Source organism: Parcubacteria group bacterium, assembly GCA_041660065.1.
In the GTDB taxonomy this organism is placed as follows: Bacteria; Patescibacteriota; Minisyncoccia; order Moranbacterales.
This window is the reverse complement of record JBAZXC010000004.1, coordinates 80,633-98,559: the sequence shown is the minus strand read 5'-3', so window position 1 is coordinate 98,559 and position 17,927 is coordinate 80,633. Positions and strand designations below refer to the sequence as shown.

The following is a 17,927-nucleotide window of genomic DNA, read 5'->3' as shown; positions in this document are numbered from 1 at the left end:
GACCAATGAGGAAGCAGGTGCTCATGATCGCAAAGAAGACTTTTCTGAAAGGCATGAATTTTGTTTTGGCTATTTATGCTGTGTATTATAGCATTTCTCACTAAAAAGCAAAAATTCTTTCCGTAATCCGAAAAGAATTTTTGCGCCATCTTTTTGTTCTCAAACAAAAAGCAGAATCGTCCAAAAAAATTTATGCCTTGATCGCATCTTTCAATGCTTTACCAGCCTTGAATTTTGGGACAGTTGTTGCAGCGATTTGGATCTTCTCTCCTGTCTTAGGATTGACGCCTTGTCGTGCTGCACGCTTTGATGCTGAAAATGTACCAAAGCCCGTAAGAGCAACTTCGTTTCCACCTTGTAGTTGTGACGTAATCTCATCTGTAGCAGCTTCGATCATACGCTCTACATCGCGTTTGCTCATATCAGTCTTTGCTGCAATTGCATCGATCAACATTCCTTTGTTTATTTTTGCCATTGTAATTTCACCGTCCTTTCTATCTTTAGATTTTACCTATTATTTTTAATGCACTTATTGTACTACTTTTCTAGCAAATAAGGCAAATCTGTTATTCACAGTCCTTCACTCATGATGCGTGCAAGGACGATATTTGTCAATATTTAGATTTATGAGACACACTGCATTACTAGACACACCTTGTTTTAGACACGCTACCGCTTTAGATTTGTAGACCTTCTCACGCGTCTACTGGTCTACCTGTCTAAAGTGTAGCGTGTCTACCGATCTACTTATCTATCGTGCGTATTCCACAGCACGCAATTCTCGTAATACATTTACCTTGATTTCTCCAGGATATTTCAATTCCTCCTGAATTTTGTCAGCAATATCGCGGGCAAGTTTTATTGCGCCAAGATCATCCACAGCCTCCGGCTTTACAAACACACGAATTTCACGACCTGCTTGAATTGCATAACACTTTTCGACTTCCGGAAAACTATTCGTTAGCGATTCCAATTCTTCCAAACGCTTGAGATAATTTTCTACCGTGTCTTTGCGCGCTCCCGGACGTGCCGCAGAAAGTGCATCCGCCGCCGCAACAATATACGCTTCAGGTGTTGCATAGGGGTACTCATCATGATGCGACATCATGGCATCGATCACGCGCTTATCAACATTGAATTTTTGCAAGATCTTGATCCCAATTTCCACATGTGTGCCCTGCACTTCATGATCAACCGCTTTCCCGATATCATGAAAAAGCCCCGCCATCTTGGCAACTTTCACATCACACCCTAATTCAGACGCAAGTGCACCCGAAAGATAGGACACTTCCAATGAATGTAACAACACGTTTTGTTTGAAACTTGTACGATAACGCAATCGTCCCAAAATATACAGCAATTTTGGTTCTAATCCGGCAATACCCACTTCATAGGCAGCAGCATCTCCCGCCTCACGAATACGATTGTCAATCTCTTTTTCCGCCCATACCACGATCTCTTCGATCTTTGCGGGATGAATGCGCCCATCCTCGATCAACTTCTCCAGAGCGATCTTTGCTACTTCCCTGCGTACAGGATCAAAAGATGACAAAACGATCGAATCCGGCGTTTCATCAATGATCACTTCCACACCCGTCATGCGCTCCAAAGCACGAATATTGCGCCCCTCCTTACCGATGATCTTCCCTTTGATTTCCTCTGAAGGAATCGTGAGTGTCGACGTCATCACCTCCGCCGCATGAGAGCGTGAATACTTTTGGATGACATGTGTCATGATATCCCGCGCCTCTTTTTCCAGCTCTTCATGTGATTGCTTTTGTAAACGTGCAACATGCTGTGCAAAATCCTCTCGATTTTGCTCTTCCGTTAACTGCAAAAGTGCTTTGCGCGCTTGTTCCTGCGTAAGCTCGCTGATACTCTCCAGTCGTTGCATTTCCTCTATACGCATTTCCTCTATACGCGTGCGCACATCACGCACCTCTTGTGCTTTTGCTTCCAGCGCCTTTTTACCTTCTTCCGCCTCATCCAATTTGCGATCAAGGAGATTTTCACGTTTTTCCAACCGTTTTTCCGTAGCGCGAATTTCTTGCTTGCGTTCCCGCTCTTCTTCCTCGGCCTTTTCTCGAATACTGACTACCTTGTTTTTTGCCTCGAGTTCGATTTCCTTTGCCCTATTTTTTGCCTCGAGTTCGATTTCCTGCGCCTTCGTTTTTGCCTCTGCAATGTTGTTTTCCGCCGTCTTTGCTTGACTTTTGGCAATGGTTTGTCGCACGACATAACCAACGCCGGTTCCAACAATTAACGACGCAACAGCTATAAGCAATAGTGTTGAGCTTATCATAAAAATATTCGGTCGTCTGCTGTGTACGATAAGGATATATCAAAAACAAACACGCAAGTCCACACGTATTATGTCTGTTTTTCTCCTGTGATTGACACTAAAAGATAGATCATATCATTTGATAATTTGCACCATGATACTCCTGATATACATCCCATTATTTCCACAACAGCAACCGTTCGGATCATTAATATTACTGGGTAAATCATACTATATGTAGGCATATTTGTCAAAAGAGCTAAAAGAGTGATAAAATGAAAGAAGTAAAATAATGATACAAAAAAATATTATGTATTCTCCCGTTGTTCTCGTAGTAATTGATGGATGGGGGTTAAGTAGTTCACCCGACAATCCGCTCAATCAGATCGAATTGCCAACTTTTGACAAACTTAATAACTATTATCCCCTCGTTGCCTTACAAGCATCGGGTATTTCTGTCGGTCTCCCGTGGGGCGAGCCAGGCAACAGTGAGGTTGGTCATATGACAATGGGCATGGGCAAGATCATCTATCAAAGCTTTCCGCGCATTTCCCTCTCAATTCAAAACGGCAGCTTTGATCAAAATCCTGCTCTTACCAATGCCATGCAAGAAGTCAAAGATCATGATGGCGCACTTCACATCATGGGACTCGTTGGCGACGGTGGCGTTCATGCGGCAAGAGAACATTTGTACGCCCTAGTTGACCTCGCACACAAAAAGAATGTCAAAAAACTTTTCGTTCACTGTTTTATGGATGGTCGCGATTCTTCACCCACATCCGGCATACGCGTCATACAGGAGATCGCTGACAAGCTCAAACAGATTGGCGTTGGCACAATTGCGTCACTGATCGGTCGCAATTGGGCGATGGACCGCAACAATAACTGGGACCGCGTTGAAAAAGCCTACCAAATGCTCGTACACGGCATAGGCGAAAAAACCACAGACCCTGTCGCCACAATCCAAAAATCCTATGATAATAACGTCACAGATGAGTTCATTGAACCGATCATCATCACAGACAGTGCTGGCGCGCCACTCGCAACGATCAAGAATGGCGACAGTGTGATCTTTTTTAATTTCCGTGAAGATCGCGCACGAGAACTTACGATGGCATTTGCTCTTCCCGGTTTCGAAAAATTTGATCGCGGCGAAAAACTTGAGATCAATTTTGTCACAATGGTAGAGTATGAAAAAGATCTCCCCGTCAATATCGCTTTTCCTCCGGAAAACGTACAGAATGGTCTCGGCGAGGTCATCAGCAAACATGGTCGCAAACAACTGCGCATCGCAGAAACTGAAAAATATGCGCATGTGACATACTTTTTCAACGGTGGCGCCGAAGAGGCTTTCCCCGGCGAAGATCGCGCATTGATCCCCTCCCCCGCAGTTGACAAATTCGACGAGAAGCCGGAAATGAGCTCCTACGAATTGACAGACAAGATCATTGAGAGTGTTGACGCAGAAAAATATGATTTTTATGTGATCAATTATGCCGCTCCCGATATGGTCGCCCACACCGGCAATGAACCGGCAGCCAAAGAAGCAGCCAAGGCAACGGATGTCTGCATGAACAAACTCATCAAAGCAGTCCTCACCAAAGGCGGTTGCCTCCTCATTACCGCAGACCACGGCAACATCGAGATCATGCGCAACTCACACACCGGTGAAGTAGACACCAAACACAACACCAGCCCGATCCCGCTATGGTTTGTCGCTCCGGATAATCATCGCAAACGAACCGAGGAAGAGGTTATGCGCAATCAAACGGAGATCCGCGGACTCATGAGCGACATCGCCCCAACCGTTCTCGACATCATGGAAATCCGCAAGCCCGAAGAAATGCAAGGCGAAAGCCTCCTCCCATCATTGCAATAAAAATATTCCTAATATTATACCATTTAAAAAACGCATACTTTCATTTTTCATAATTAAAAAGAGAGTTGGCAAAAATTCTTGCAAACTCTCTTTTTGGCATCACATTGCCATAATTTTTTCAAGAAATATTTCTATCTCTTGAGGATCTTTTCCTCTGTTTTCACACATGACGATCTCCTCCATAATGGAGAGATATGCGGATGCCTTGGCAGATTCAACGATATCTATCGCTGAATCAAACTCCAAGGGCAGGGACTTCTTGCTCATCTCGAATGTCAGGTATTGATAGAAGGATGTTCTCCTCTTTCCAAAAAGATATAAGATATTGATAAAATCGCTTCCTAGTTCTTTTCGTTTTTGAATCATCTCCTCAACCACATCAAGAATCGTTTTTCCTTCGATATCCGACTCAAGCTTCAACGCAACATGCGTCAAGCTGAGCCATGCGATATACTCCAAACCCGAACCATCAAAATTAGTGATACCAATTTCACGAAAGATCAACGCCTGATGCTGCTTATCTGGAACAAGATCTTTCAATTGGATATCCGATGATGCCTGCAACAATTTCGGAAGTTTTTCGATATACTCATACCACCGGCCATACCGTTGAAGGATTTTCCCTTTACGATAAAAATCATTTTTACCAATAACCATTTCCTCAGAAATATCTTCTACTATTCTTTTTCGTCCCATATTGTGATCCTCCTGCGTTAATTTTGATTGTTTTTTGAAAATTCTAATTTGTAATGTACAATAACCGAAAATTATATCATATAATACACAATTTGTCAAATACGCAAAAAACTCCCTTTTTAAGGAGTTTTTTGCTCTCTACAACCTACTCTTCTACCACCTAAAACCTAGTCCGCATTTATTTCACAATTCTGTCCACGATACCATATTTTTTTGCTTCTGTTGCGCTCATGAAATTGTCACGATCACTGTCTCGTTCGATCACTGTGATCTTTTGCCCTGTGTGTTTTGCCATGATCGCATTGAGTCGTGCTTTGGTCTGGATGATGTGTCGCGCGTGGATATCCACATCGCTTGCTTGCCCTTGCGCGCCACCCAATACTTGATGGATCATCACTTCTGCATTTGGCAAGATGAGACGTTTCCCTTTTGCACCGGATGCAAGGAGGAGAGACGCTGCCGATGCGCTCATTCCCACACAAATTGTCGACACATCCGCTTTGACGTGTTGCATCGTGTCATAGATCGCCAACGCGCTCGTCACCACACCGCCCAGTGAATTGATATACATGCGGATATCCTCATCACTCCCTTGCGCATCGAGAAACAGGAGCTGTGCGATCACACTGTTTGCGACATCATCATCGATCGCCGTCCCCAAAAAGATGATCCGATCTTTGAGCAAGCGCGAATAAATATCATACGCACGCTCATATTGTCCGCTTTTTTCGATCACTGTTGGGATGTAGTACATAAAATTAGTATATTAGATTAATTTGACACACCTTGTTTTAGACACACTGCGTTTTAGACACGCCATTGCTTTAGACACACTGCGTTACTAGACACGCTTTGCTTTAGACACGCTACCGCTTTAGATTTGTAGACCCCTGTCTACCTGTCTACATGTCTACATGTCTACCGGTCTAAAGCGTAGCGTGTCTACTAGTCTACCCGTCTAAATTGTCTAAATTATATTTTTTCTAAGATCTCAAAAACTTTTTCATTGCGCATCATGCCACGTGTGTATTCGTACAACTGGCGCATGTCGAGATTTTTCCCCAGATCCTGCACACCCTTGTACATCGCAAGCGTTTTGTTCATCTCTTCTTCAATCTCCTTACTATCGATATTTACTTCTTCATCCTCGGCAAGTTGCTCCAAGACAAGCGCACTGAGCACACGCTTTTTGGCCTGTGGCTCCCATTCTTTCTCCACGTCATCTTTGGTTTTGCCGATCTTTTCGAGATACATGTCCAACTGCATGCCACTCATTGACAGTTGTTGTTCAAATTCTCCCAGCATGCGATGCAATTCTTCGTGGATAATCATTTCTGGGAGGACAACATCGATCGTGTCAGCAAGTGCATCCAAATATTTCGCACGTTTTTCTTCTTGCATTTTTTTCTCTTTTTCTTTCTCCATGCCCTCTTTTACACTTTTTTTGAGATCATCCACTGTTGCAAATTGCGCACCAAGCGACACAGCAAATGCATCTGTGATCTCCGGCGTGATCCGTTCTTCGACAACATTCAATTTCACTTCAAATGTCGCATCTTTCCCTGCGAGATTTTTTGCATGATAGTCTGCAGGAAATTTCAACGTAAATGTTTTTTCTTCACCCTTTTTCATACCAATCACCTCTTCTTCAAATCCCGGGATAAAAACCCCTTTGCCCAACACCAATGAGTGATCTTTACTTGTGCCATTTTCGATGATCACACCGTCTTGCTTGACCGTAAAGTCAATCTTCACATGGTCATCTTTTTGTGCGGCACGCTCCACCTCTTTGTGCTGTGCACGACTGTTGGCAATATGTGCGATCTCTTCCTGCACATCTGCATCAGAAATCGTTTTTACATCTTTTGCGCTTTCTTTGTTGACCTTTTTGATCACATCTTTCCATTTCTTTGGCAAAACAATATCCGGCAAGACCGCCACCACGATTTTGATCTCGATATCATTGCCCTCTGCGAGTTTTGTCACACTGACCCGTGGCGCACCGATCACCTTAAGCATCTCCTTTGCCATGATATCTGTATAGTGCTTACGCAACAATTGATCCGTTGCATCCGCAAGGATTTGCGCACGATTCACACGTCCCAAAGCAACATCTCGTGGCACAGCGCCTTTGCGAAACCCCTTCACCGAAACATTTTTGACCGCCTCGTTCAAGAGAATCTCAAATTTTTCTTCCGCTTCGATCCACGGGATCACCACGTCAATATTCACATCCTCATTTTTTTCGATCTTATACTCCATAATGATAGTATATTAGATTAATTAGACACACTGCGTTTTAGACACGCTATGCTAGTAGACTTGTAGATTCTTTTGCACTATTTCAATCCAGATCTAAATTTATTGATCATTTTCATCACTTCTGTGATTTGTCGAATTGTATTTTGAAAATCAACTTCTTCTATATAATGCAATCTCCTTGATATATGCAGTTGCGTTTCAAGCTCTGCTCCAGAGCCAAATGCCATCGTAACAAAATGATGAAAATCTTTATTGGAATTACGACGACTTCCCTCTGCAATATTTGAAGGAATAGAAACGGCACATCGTCGCATTTGTGCAGACAAGCCGTACTGTTCATTCAGTGGAAATTTTTGAGTAACACAATAAATTACCTCCACCAAATCCATTGACTTTTGCCACACAGTAAGTTTTTCGTAACGATGGTTCATATATTTTTTTAGACACACTATGTTTTTAGACACGCCTTGCTTTAGACACACTACGCTATTAGACACACTGCGTTTTGGACACACTACCGCTTTAGATTTGTAGACTTGTAGACCCCTGTCTACATGTCTACCCGTCTACTAGCGTAGCGTGTCTACCCGTCTAATAGTCTACCGGTCTAAAGCGTAGCGTGTCTACTTGTCTAATAATCTACCCGTCTAAATTGTCTATTTATTGAACTTCTTCTTGTAAATTTTCATACTGCGTACCACAGCGGCCATTGCGGCCTTTTTGTTTTTGAAACCGGAAACGATCACTTCCTTCTTCTCAATTTGTTTATATGTCTCAAAAAAATGTTGGATTTCTTTGACTGTGTGCTTGTTGATGTCTGACAAATCTTTTACATCATCCCATCGCGGATCATCCACAGGCACAGCGATGATCTTGTCATCGCTATCGCCGCCATCGATCATGCGCATCACAGCGACCGGTCGTACCTGCACCAAGATACTCGGCGCGAGAGGATATGTCGTCAACACAACCACATCCAACGCATCATTGTCGTCCCATAGTGTTTGCGGTGCAAAACCATAGTCAAACGGGTAATCCTGCGCTGTCTTCATCGCGCGATCCAATTTGATAAGACCGGTTTCCTTGTCGATCTCGTATTTGTTCTTTGACCCTTTCGGGATCTCGATGATCACATTGAATTCTTCCGGTACATTTTTCCCGAGAGTAACATCATGCCATAGGTTCATATATTTTGATCATTATTAAATTAATATAATATTGGACACACCTTGTTTTAGACACACTACGTTTCAGACACACTGCGTTACTAGACACGCTACCGCTTTAGATTTGTAGACTTGTAGACCTTTCTACATGTCTATTTGTCTAACAGTCTACCTGTCTAAAGCGTAGCGTGTCTAATAGTCTACCCGTCTAAATTGTCTATTTCTCTTCCTTTTTCTTTGTTGTTTTTTTCTTTGCTGCCTTCTTTGCTACTTTTTTTGTCGCTTTCTTTTTTGCCTTTGGCTTTTCTTCTGTAGTTGTTTCCTCTGCAACTTTTTCCTCCTCCACAACTACTTCTTCCGTCGCGATCTCTTCTGCAGGCACATCTTCTTTTGCCACCTCTTTTTCAACCTCTACATTTGCGCCCGGCACACGACTTTCGTCCGCACTGATCACGTCCAGATCCCAATGCGTCAATTTCACTGCGAGACGCACGTTCTGTCCGCGTTTGCCGATGGCGAGTGACAACTGATCATTTGGGACAATGACCGTCGCTTTGTGTGTTTCCTCATTCAAACGCACGCCCAAAACTGTTGCGGGAGAAAGTGCCGCTGTGATGAAATCTTCTGTTTTTTCATTCCACTCGATAATGTCAACCTTCTCTCCGGCCAATTCTTCAATGATCGCATTGACGCGTGTGCCTTTCTGCCCTACACATGATCCGATCGGATCAATGCCCTCTTCCTCAGTGTACACTGCGATCTTGCTACGGGATCCCGCTTCACGTGCAATTGCCTTGATCTCGACAGAACCGGCAAAGATCTCCGGCACTTCCAATTCAAACAATCGACGGATGAGATCCGGATGCACACGGGATAACTTGATACCGGGACCCTTTGGATCCAACTCCACACTCTCCACATACACCTTGATACGTTGTCCTACATTGTATCTTTCACCACGCACTTGCTCCCGTGGGAAAAGCACACCCACTGATTTGCCCAAATCCACAAAAACGTTTTTGCCTTCCACACGTTGCACTGTACCGTTGACCACTTCGCCTTCTTTTTCTTTGTATTCGCTGTACATCGCATTGCGTTCCGCCTCGCGGATGCGCTGGATGATCACCTGCTTTGCTGTTTGCGCCGCCACTCGACCAAATTCGGTATATGAAGGCAGCTGTTCCTCTACGACAGAACCCAGCTCCACAGCACCATAACGCTCACGCGCGTCAGCGATCGTAATATCGCGCTCCGGGTTAAACCGTGGCTTGCGATCTTCTTGCTCTTCTTCATCGACGATAATATCTTGCACCTCAGATACAGGAGCCTCTTCTTCCACAGCATTCGGATCGATAAACTCACGCGTCGTTTCATCTACCACTTCTTTCATAAGATAAAACTTCATGTCACCGGACACACTGTTGAGTTCCGCACGAATGTTTTGTCCGCGCTTGCCATATTCTTTTTTGTACGCCGCCGCAATTGCTGTTTCGACAGTTTCCATCACCTCATCCACTGCGATCCCTTTTTCTTCTGCGAGTGCAGTCATCGCACCCGTGAAATCACTAAATGCATTTCTCTGTTCCTCTTTCTTTGCCTTTGCCATATGTTTCTTGTATTAAATTGTTATATACATGATAGTTTACCCTGTTAAATAAGATTTGAGCCAATCTTTTGCTCCTGTCATTCCGGCCTCCGAGCCGAAATCTATCGACTCTCATTCATTTTTAATAAAAAAATTCGCGTCTCACCGACCCGAATCATGCAGAAATCATCTCATTTCGTACCCACATTGTAGCAACCCCCTCAAAAAATGTCAAATTTATGCCCTCCAAAAAACGTTTGACAAAACATAAAAAATATGATATAATGAACGGTTACAGTCAAAGTGCGCACATCGTGCCTCAGGCTGTAAAAACGTTTGTTAACTTAAAAAATTCATATAATCCTAGGAGGGCTATGTAATGGTTGATCTAAAAAAAGCGGGAAACAGTTTAAAAATGGGCGTTGGAATTATCGGCAGTATTTATGCTGGAATTGAAACACTCAAACACTTGTTTGGCAATAAAAACGCATCACTGACCAATTCCAATGGTTGCCTGCAAGCTGACGCAAAAGGACGCGACCAGAGACACAACACGCTCTTTTTTACAGCATTGGCCAAAGCATCCGAAGAACTGGAATCCGACATCAACAAAAGAAATGTGATGATGTCACAATTCCTCACAATTCTCAATGCTCAAAGTGCCTCTGTAAGAAAAAATGCTATGTTATGTATCGGACGGACTGAAACCAGACAGATCGATAATACACACGGAGAAGAAATCATCACCGCTATCAATGCCCATGGCATCAGCATCCTGAAATCATGGTTGCAAATGGATGAAAACACATTGAGACTGGCGCTTCAAGCGTCAGTCACTAGTTCCGACATTCTAACGGAACGAGTTAGTAAAATCAATGATGTATGTGGTGAAATCTTAACCGCACTCACACCAACTCCCGAGGAAATTGAGGCACGTAAGAAACGCAAAGAACGTGTCAGCAAAGGACCGCTTGATTTGCTTTTTAAATCTTTTACCAAAGAAAAAAAGTGATGTCACTCGACTTTCAAGTCTATTTTTCATGGAGGAATAGTTATGTCCGCACTCATTGATTTGCTTAAACACATTATTCATGGAGAAAACATAACCAATATGGAAGAATGGTTTGTTGAAAAAACAAGTCCTCTCTATCGTTTCGTTGTTTTTGGCATCATTGGATTTGCTGTAATGATTGCCATTGGGATCACGGCAACTGTAAATGGATTCAAGAGTATCAACTTTGCCTTTTGGATCATTTCGATGCTTGCAATTCTGATCTTGCTTCTATACGGAAAATACATTTTTCGTGTGGGAGTCGCCGGAGTCGCCTATGGTGCCACAAAATCAGGAATGAGTGGCATCGAAGCTGGGACAAATCTACTCAAACAATATTTCACGTTTGGGTTGAATATGGTGATGGTTGTCACAGGAGTATTTGGCCTGCTGACATTTATCAACTTTTCCTGGACCAGTGCAGGATTTGGAATTTTTGGCGGTGTTCTAATTGCCGCTGCATATCTCAAAAACCCAAAAAAGACGTGAAAACGCCACAAAAAGAGGTAGAAACTGTTACAGTTTCTACCTCTTTCTCTTTTTATGGGCATAGATTATTTTTAAATCAATTCAAGCACGTTTTTTTAATCAGATGTTTTTTGTTGACAAAACATCCGAAATGTGATATAATGGACCACTACAGTATCAGAGTACACGCATCGTGCCTCGGGCTGTAAAAACGTTTAGTTTACTTAAAAATTCAATAATCTACATAACACAGGAGACCTAAAATGAAAACCATGACTGAACTCATAGACCGTGCTTTAACCGCTTTTAACACTATTGTAAATATTTCTCAGATGAAAAAAGAATCTGATGAAAAAAGTGGTGGTAAAAAGGATGAAAAAAAGCCCGAAGAAAAAAAACCAGGCGCTACTGCGTGGCTTACCAATGAGGATGAACGGATCTGGGCGCAACTGTTTTATCAGTTAACCCCCGATGAAAAAACCTCTCTGACGATCTTTCTCGAAAACCTCCCTCCAGACGGAGATGGGTTCATCGCCGAAAGGTATCGCCGGATGTCACAACAGTATTTTCGCCTGATCGTTGTCGGACTTGACGTTCGGCAAGTCACAAAGAAGTTTCAGGCGGTCAAAAAGAAAGGCGATACAGCATTCACAGTCAATCGTGATCGCACAATCACCGAAAAAGACCACCGCATGGACTTTCTGAAGAAACTCGCTCAGGAGGTTAATTGTGACCCAGTCGAGGCAAAACGCATTTACAGACAAATGGCTGTTGGCGGTTTACTGCCTGACGATCCATCAAAAATGTTTGAAAATGTAAAAAAATCAGCCAAGACCCTAAATACTACGCTCATCGTTATATTAGGCATTCTGGGCATTGGAACATTCTTAGCGATCATAACATTCATCCATTTCTATAACACGCTACCAAAATAGGAGATAGACCATGAGAAGAATATTTGGTTACGCAATCGGCACATTTCTCGGATATGTCTTTGTCTTAGTGACAATGGCAAGTGTCTGGGGAACAACTATGCTGATTGCCTACAGTGCGAATGCCAGTGGTAATCTGGCACTTGTTGGAAAAATGTTTATTGGATCCATTGCTACTGTTGTTTTTGTACAATGGAGTCCAATTGTATTGGCATTAACGGCACTCATCGGCTATATTTACTCGATGTTGCCGGGAATTGGCAGTCAAAATGCGCGTGAGGATATCGCAAAGGTACAAAGCATAGCAAAAAACATTTGGATCTATGTCCTTATCGCTTTTGCCATGCCACTACTGGTCATGTCGTTGTTTCAGTTTCATACAAAAAATAATACAACAATCATTGTGACATTTACTGTTGCAACGATTGCGTGTATTATCTGGAACATCGCGATGCAAAAACCGCGCAAAGCCATTTGGCAAGCATTTTTGTGGCTTGGCATCTACGGTTTCATTAAATGCCTGGTATTTGCATATCCAGTAGAGATGTATGATGTATTCGGATTTTTTCCGGGTGCAAATATCTACACTGAAAAAATCGAGAGGCAAAGAAACACGCTAGAAAACACTCTCAAATCGCGTCATGAAAGTGACGTTGACATTGAGACAAAAGATGACGCAGAAACAGCTGAGGCTTTCACAAATCTTTGCAAGTTGCGCGGTGAAACGAGTGACGAAGTTTTTGCCAATAAAGAAACGCTTTGTAAGAAAAGTGAAATGGCTTGCAAGATTATCACGAAAGAGGCGGAGCGACAGAAAAAAGGCATAATCAACTCCACGCTCAAAAAAGCTGGAGAAATCAAAAATGCCATCGGTAAAAAATTTGTCGACGAGCCTGAACCGGTATGGACACCTGTTGGTGAGATGAAATATACTCCCAACAATCCAGATTGGACAACGGTATCCATCACTGTTCCAGAAGGTGAGGGATTGTGTCGCATTAAATGTGTACGTGGATACTATCAGTATTTTACTGACAAAGGATCTACGAGTTACATTGAGCCAGGTGGGCGATCTTATGCACAGAAGTTAGCATTGGAGGACTCACGGTACACACCACTTGCCCAACTGATCAAAGTCAATGGGGTCACGAATAGCGTGAGAACTCATGAATTTTCTTGTGGAGGAAAAGTGGTTAAAGCATCGTTCAAACCGAACATGCACAGTACAATCCCTGAAGATTTTTCCAAAAATGAAGGGGATGCCATATTCCTGGTGGAAAAGCAAATTTTTCCTCCCAATAAATAAACCTCAACAAAAGACGGTCGTATGCAACGCATACAGCCGTCTTTTCTTTTTTCTGTAATATATTTTTTAGAAAATTTTGATGACTTGCGTCACGATCACGAGAGAAAGCAGTGAGACGACAAGTCCGATGATTGCATATTGGATCGTCTTTTTTGCCATATCGGCACGATCTGACCCTGCTGATGTGATGTACATGATTCCACCCACCACGAGCATGATCACAGACAACGTACCAATGATGCTCAAGAGGAATTTCAAAGCCTCCTCAATGATCTGGGTCAACGTGCGATCAACCGTCACCGTACTCGGCGCAGTACCTCCAAGAATTGTATAGATCTCTTTTAGCAGTGCCGGTGCAGCCAAGGCGATGGCCAGACCGATGATTGCCGCAGTAACCGCCTTTTTTGCCAAATCGACACGTCCGCTCTCTCCTCCCGACGTGATATAGATGAGACCGCCCACCACGATCATCAGCACCGCGAGAATTGCGATGATCCCTTGCACCGCCGTAAGCACTTTGCCCAATGCGCCCTCGACAGTGCTTTCGCTAAGTGGGTTTTTGAATTCTCCGCTTTCTACTGCATGAATATCCGTTACACAGATACCCACGGCAAACGCACATGCGATGATCGGGATGATAAGAGGATACATGATTTTTTTGTATGGCATAGAGGTATATATAAAATAATACTAAATTATAATGATAAAAAATTACTTATGAAACGACCTTGTATAAATCATCACTCAACCATTACTACCAACCTGCACCGAGCACCTCACCTACGATTACCACAATGACATATGCCACCAGTACGATCACCAACCCGATGATCGATGCCGTGAGTAATTCTTTGGCTTTGTCCGTCTTGGCACTGTCCCCTACCGACGTCATGTACATGACACCGGCGACAACGATCATGAGCACAGCAAGCGATCCTGCGAATGTCAATATCCACATGATCACTGTTTCTATTATATCTGAAAAACTGGTCGCTTCCACCAAGCCATACGATTCCGGTTTTGTGACACTTGCATATGCGTTTTGCGCCACCATGACCATCGGCATGAGAAGTACATAAATTTTCTGTATGATCTTTTTCATTTTTTTGTATTTAGTGTTTATGCAAAAAATTTGACACTGTTACCAACCACTGACGCCGAGTGTTTTTCCTATGACCGTCACGATCACATATGCCAATAGTGCGATCACCAGGCCGATGATCGATGCTGTGAGCCATTCTTTCGCTTTGTCAGTTTTACCACTGTCTCCACCGGATGTCATGTACATAATGCCCGATACAATGATCATAAGCAATGCCAATCCCCCGATCAGGCTCGTGACGAAATTTAACACTTTGCCCAAGATAGGCGCAAACTCTCCGCTTGGCAATCCCTCAACTTTTGGTGCTGTGATCCCTGAGGCCGCTTGCGTGATCATCGGGATCAAAAGATATATCGCCCATGTAAAAAAAGAAATAATTTTTCGCATATATTTTTTTTAATTTTTTTGTTGCCTTTATTATACACTGTCGCAAACAAAAAAACAAAGGGTTTATGCCCTTTGTTTTTTGTGTAATATATTTAGTTCAATGCATTGCCAATGGTCAACACGATCACATATCCGAGAAGGGCGACTACCAACCCAATGATCGCAGATGTGAGTATGCTTTTTGCTTTGTCCACACGACCTTCGTCGCCACCTGATGTGATATACATGATACCAGCCACAACGATCATGAGAACTGCCAATGAACCGAGGAATGTAAGCAACCACTTGATGATCGTAACGATCAGATCATCAGCACTTGTTGCTGTCGGCACACCTCCTGGATCTGCCGGTTTTTGATACTGTGCCATGACCACTGCAGGTGCGAGAAGCATTGTCGATGAAACAGCATAAAATGCTTTTTTTATTTTTTTTATCATTTACATACACCTCCTTTCTTTTTTTGTTTTTTACTTTTCATACGTTCTATTATCTCACAATTTCATTTTTATACCAAATTCAATTTGAGTAATGATTCACCTTTTTCACGGTTATTGCGAAGATAGAATTAAATATTTTTGAAATCTATACAAAAAACGCTTACTAAATTTCATGCCTGATCGATCCGACTACCTACTCTCTTTGTCATTCCGGACTTGATCCGGAATCCATGACGCTACACAGACCTGATCTCCATGCTTCGACTTCCTACAAAGAAAACCGTACTTACGAAAACGCTCTAATATTTGATTTGCTTGATTTTGCATTTATCAAAAAAAACCGATGACCGTTTTTACAATGATCAGCGACAATATCGCCACAACCAATCCGATCACACTTGCGGTCAATGCTTTTTTTGCTTGCGAGACACGTTTGCTTTCTCCGCCGGACGTCATATACATAATACCCGACACGATCACACCGATCATCGCCAATGCACCGACAATTGATATCACAAACAGAAGCACCTTATCCAAAATAGAGCCGATTGTCGGTGCGTTCGAGATCACACCTGCTTGCACATCATTGATTGCCCACATACGTTAATTACAAAAAAAATTAATTTTTTCCGGTACTTTCTGCCGTACATTTGAAATTCCATGCATTACTCCCCAAGCCAGTCAAATAATTTTGAGATAGTTTAAGATCCGATGATTCATTTTGAAAAACACTGTTGAGGATGAATGTGATCGAGATGAATGCAAAGAGCATGACCATGACACCGATGAGCGTGTTTTTTACCGCGGATTTGGCCAGTGATGTCATGCCGGAATCTCCGACGGAAACGATATAGATGATGCCGGCAACAGTAATGACGACAATACCGGCGATGCCGATCACTTCAACGAGAAATTTGATGACGCCGTGAATGCCGTAGATGAGATCACAGATGGTGCATGCATTTTGACCTTTGCGACCGCAATTGACGAGAATAACGCCTGCCGCAGATACACTGGTCGGCAGACCAATGAGGAAGCAGGTGCTCATGATCGCAAAGAAGACTTTTCTGAAAGGCATGAATTTTGTTTTGGCTATTTATGCTGTGTATTATAGCATTTCTCACTAAAAAGCAAAAATTCTTTCTATTCTTCTCACAAACAAAAAACTGTCAGCCGGATCTGATAACTTTTTTATATAAAATACTTACATAACCATCAGCCGCCCAAGCATTGCTTCTGATAATTTTGCACTTTTTGTACGTAATCACGTGTTTCTTTATAGCCTTGTTTACCCGGATCGCTTGTTGCACCTTCAATTGTCCCGTCTTTATAATATTGACATTGCCATGCCGGCATACGATCCGGATAGCCTGCGCGACCTTTGCATCCTTCCGATTCGGCAAATGGTCCAAGTTTTCCCGCGCTTGCCTTTGTCCCACCCCCGCCATTATAGGATGCAATGAGATCATCATTACCCGAATAATATGATTTCCCATCCGGAAATGACTCTTTTGACGTGCCCAATCCCGTACCATCACTTGCATTAAAATACGAATAATTATTGATCTGACTTTGGTTTGATTTTAATAGTTCTGCTGCCCTCTTGATACTTGCGTCTGCATCATTCAAATTTGCACCACCGGCATTTTCAGGCTTGATTTGCATCAAGCCCACCGATCCAGCTGAACTACTGCCAACATTTTGATTACACCCGCTTTCTGTCATTGCTATACCTTTCAAAAGACACGCCGTGTCTTTATTTCCGTTTGCCGCACTATTAAAAGAGCTGTCATATTTATCACAATTTTTAGACAATGTTCCTAAATCCCCTTTATCAGTGCCACCTGGATCTGTGGTTCCGGGGTCAGTCGTACCAGGCGTTGTCGTACCTGGTGTTGTTGTGCCCGGTGTTGTCGTAGTGCCCGACGATTTTGCTTCACAACTAAAATTCCATGCATTACTCCCCAAGCCAGTCAAATAATTTTGAGATAGTTTAAGATCCGATGATTCATTTTGAAAAACATTATTGAGGATGAATGTGATCGAGATGAATGCAAAGAGCATGACCATGACACCGATGAGCGTGTTTTTTACCGCGGATTTGGCCAGTGATGTCATGCCGGAATCTCCGACGGAAACGATATAGATGATGCCGGCAACAGTAATGACGACAATACCGGCGATGCCGATCACTTCAACGAGAAATTTGATGACGCCGTGAATGCCGTAGATGAGATCACAGATGGTGCATGCATTTTGACCTTTGCGACCGCAATTGACGAGAATAACGCCTGCCGCAGATACACTGGTCGGCAGACCAATGAGGAAGCAGGTGCTCATGATCGCAAAGAAGACTTTTTTGAGAACCATATTCT

At 43.0% G+C, this 17,927-nt stretch carries 20 protein-coding genes; 5 read left to right on the top strand and 15 right to left on the bottom strand.

All coding sequences use genetic code 11. From position 1 onward, the window contains the following. Positions 1-190: 190 nt before the first annotated feature. Together WC819_05120 and rny are read right to left on the bottom strand one after the other, a co-directional pair. A complete protein-coding gene (locus tag WC819_05120; protein ID MFA5986698.1) occupies positions 191-466 on the bottom strand; it encodes an HU family DNA-binding protein in 276 nt (91 codons plus the stop codon). Positions 467-751: 285 nt separating this feature from the next. Continuing rightward, complete coding sequence (rny, locus tag WC819_05115) at positions 752-2,302, bottom strand: ribonuclease Y (GenBank protein ID MFA5986697.1); 1,551 nt, start codon at positions 2,300-2,302, stop codon at positions 752-754. A gap of 271 nt (positions 2,303-2,573) precedes the next feature. Between rny and gpmI the strand changes: the two genes are divergently transcribed. Further along, entirely contained in the window at positions 2,574-4,160 is a 1,587-nt protein-coding gene (gpmI, locus tag WC819_05110; GenBank protein MFA5986696.1) for a 2,3-bisphosphoglycerate-independent phosphoglycerate mutase, read from the top strand. A gap of 99 nt (positions 4,161-4,259) precedes the next feature. Here the strand turns inward: gpmI and WC819_05105 are convergent, their stop codons facing one another. The 6 genes from WC819_05105 to nusA form a co-directional block, all read right to left on the bottom strand. Further along, positions 4,260-4,856 carry a hypothetical protein gene (locus WC819_05105; GenBank protein MFA5986695.1) on the bottom strand — a complete coding sequence of 199 codons (597 nt, stop codon included), beginning with the start codon at positions 4,854-4,856 and terminating at the stop codon, positions 4,260-4,262. Between the two features lie 178 nt (positions 4,857-5,034). Beyond that, the gene (locus WC819_05100) at positions 5,035-5,610 is read right to left on the bottom strand and encodes an ATP-dependent Clp protease proteolytic subunit (GenBank protein MFA5986694.1); all 576 of its coding nucleotides are present in this window, start codon (positions 5,608-5,610) and stop codon (positions 5,035-5,037) included. A gap of 218 nt (positions 5,611-5,828) precedes the next feature. Next, complete coding sequence (gene tig, locus WC819_05095; protein ID MFA5986693.1) at positions 5,829-7,118, bottom strand: trigger factor; 1,290 nt, start codon at positions 7,116-7,118, stop codon at positions 5,829-5,831. A gap of 77 nt (positions 7,119-7,195) precedes the next feature. After that, the gene (locus WC819_05090) at positions 7,196-7,549 is read right to left on the bottom strand and encodes a four helix bundle protein (protein ID MFA5986692.1); all 354 of its coding nucleotides are present in this window, start codon (positions 7,547-7,549) and stop codon (positions 7,196-7,198) included. Positions 7,550-7,774: 225 nt separating this feature from the next. Further along, positions 7,775-8,305 (bottom strand): inorganic diphosphatase, encoded by a 531-nt coding sequence (locus WC819_05085; protein MFA5986691.1) that lies wholly within the window; start codon positions 8,303-8,305, stop codon positions 7,775-7,777. Between the two features lie 196 nt (positions 8,306-8,501). Continuing rightward, positions 8,502-9,890 carry a transcription termination factor NusA gene (gene nusA, locus WC819_05080; protein MFA5986690.1) on the bottom strand — a complete coding sequence of 463 codons (1,389 nt, stop codon included), beginning with the start codon at positions 9,888-9,890 and terminating at the stop codon, positions 8,502-8,504. A gap of 358 nt (positions 9,891-10,248) precedes the next feature. On the opposite strand from nusA, the gene WC819_05075 reads away from it, so the two are divergent. The 4 genes from WC819_05075 to WC819_05060 all read left to right on the top strand — a co-directional run bounded on the left by WC819_05075 (position 10,249) and on the right by WC819_05060 (position 13,626). Next, positions 10,249-10,881, top strand: coding sequence for a hypothetical protein (locus tag WC819_05075; protein ID MFA5986689.1), 633 nt, complete (start codon positions 10,249-10,251; stop codon positions 10,879-10,881). Positions 10,882-10,923: 42 nt separating this feature from the next. Further along, a complete protein-coding gene (locus WC819_05070; GenBank protein ID MFA5986688.1) occupies positions 10,924-11,409 on the top strand; it encodes a hypothetical protein in 486 nt (161 codons plus the stop codon). Between the two features lie 251 nt (positions 11,410-11,660). After that, a complete protein-coding gene (locus WC819_05065) occupies positions 11,661-12,323 on the top strand; it encodes a hypothetical protein (GenBank protein MFA5986687.1) in 663 nt (220 codons plus the stop codon). 10 nt (positions 12,324-12,333) lie between these two features. After that, on the top strand, positions 12,334-13,626 hold the full coding sequence (locus tag WC819_05060) for a hypothetical protein (GenBank protein MFA5986686.1): 1,293 nt from the start codon (positions 12,334-12,336) through the stop codon (positions 13,624-13,626). A gap of 66 nt (positions 13,627-13,692) precedes the next feature. Here the strand turns inward: WC819_05060 and WC819_05055 are convergent, their stop codons facing one another. The 7 genes from WC819_05055 to WC819_05025 all read right to left on the bottom strand — a co-directional run bounded on the left by WC819_05055 (position 13,693) and on the right by WC819_05025 (position 17,922). Beyond that, positions 13,693-14,295, bottom strand: coding sequence for a TrbC/VirB2 family protein (locus WC819_05055; protein MFA5986685.1), 603 nt, complete (start codon positions 14,293-14,295; stop codon positions 13,693-13,695). An 85-nt stretch (positions 14,296-14,380) separates the two neighbouring features. Further along, entirely contained in the window at positions 14,381-14,728 is a 348-nt protein-coding gene (locus WC819_05050) for a hypothetical protein (protein MFA5986684.1), read from the bottom strand. Between the two features lie 39 nt (positions 14,729-14,767). Next, entirely contained in the window at positions 14,768-15,115 is a 348-nt protein-coding gene (locus WC819_05045; protein ID MFA5986683.1) for a pilin, read from the bottom strand. 92 nt (positions 15,116-15,207) lie between these two features. After that, the gene (locus WC819_05040; protein MFA5986682.1) at positions 15,208-15,552 is read right to left on the bottom strand and encodes a DUF2523 family protein; all 345 of its coding nucleotides are present in this window, start codon (positions 15,550-15,552) and stop codon (positions 15,208-15,210) included. A 330-nt stretch (positions 15,553-15,882) separates the two neighbouring features. Further along, entirely contained in the window at positions 15,883-16,152 is a 270-nt protein-coding gene (locus tag WC819_05035) for a hypothetical protein (GenBank protein ID MFA5986681.1), read from the bottom strand. A gap of 19 nt (positions 16,153-16,171) precedes the next feature. After that, positions 16,172-16,630: a hypothetical protein gene (locus tag WC819_05030; GenBank protein MFA5986680.1), complete on the bottom strand. Its 459-nt coding sequence runs from the start codon at positions 16,628-16,630 to the stop codon at positions 16,172-16,174. A gap of 137 nt (positions 16,631-16,767) precedes the next feature. After that, entirely contained in the window at positions 16,768-17,922 is a 1,155-nt protein-coding gene (locus WC819_05025) for a lytic transglycosylase domain-containing protein (GenBank protein ID MFA5986679.1), read from the bottom strand. Positions 17,923-17,927: the final 5 nt, after the last annotated feature.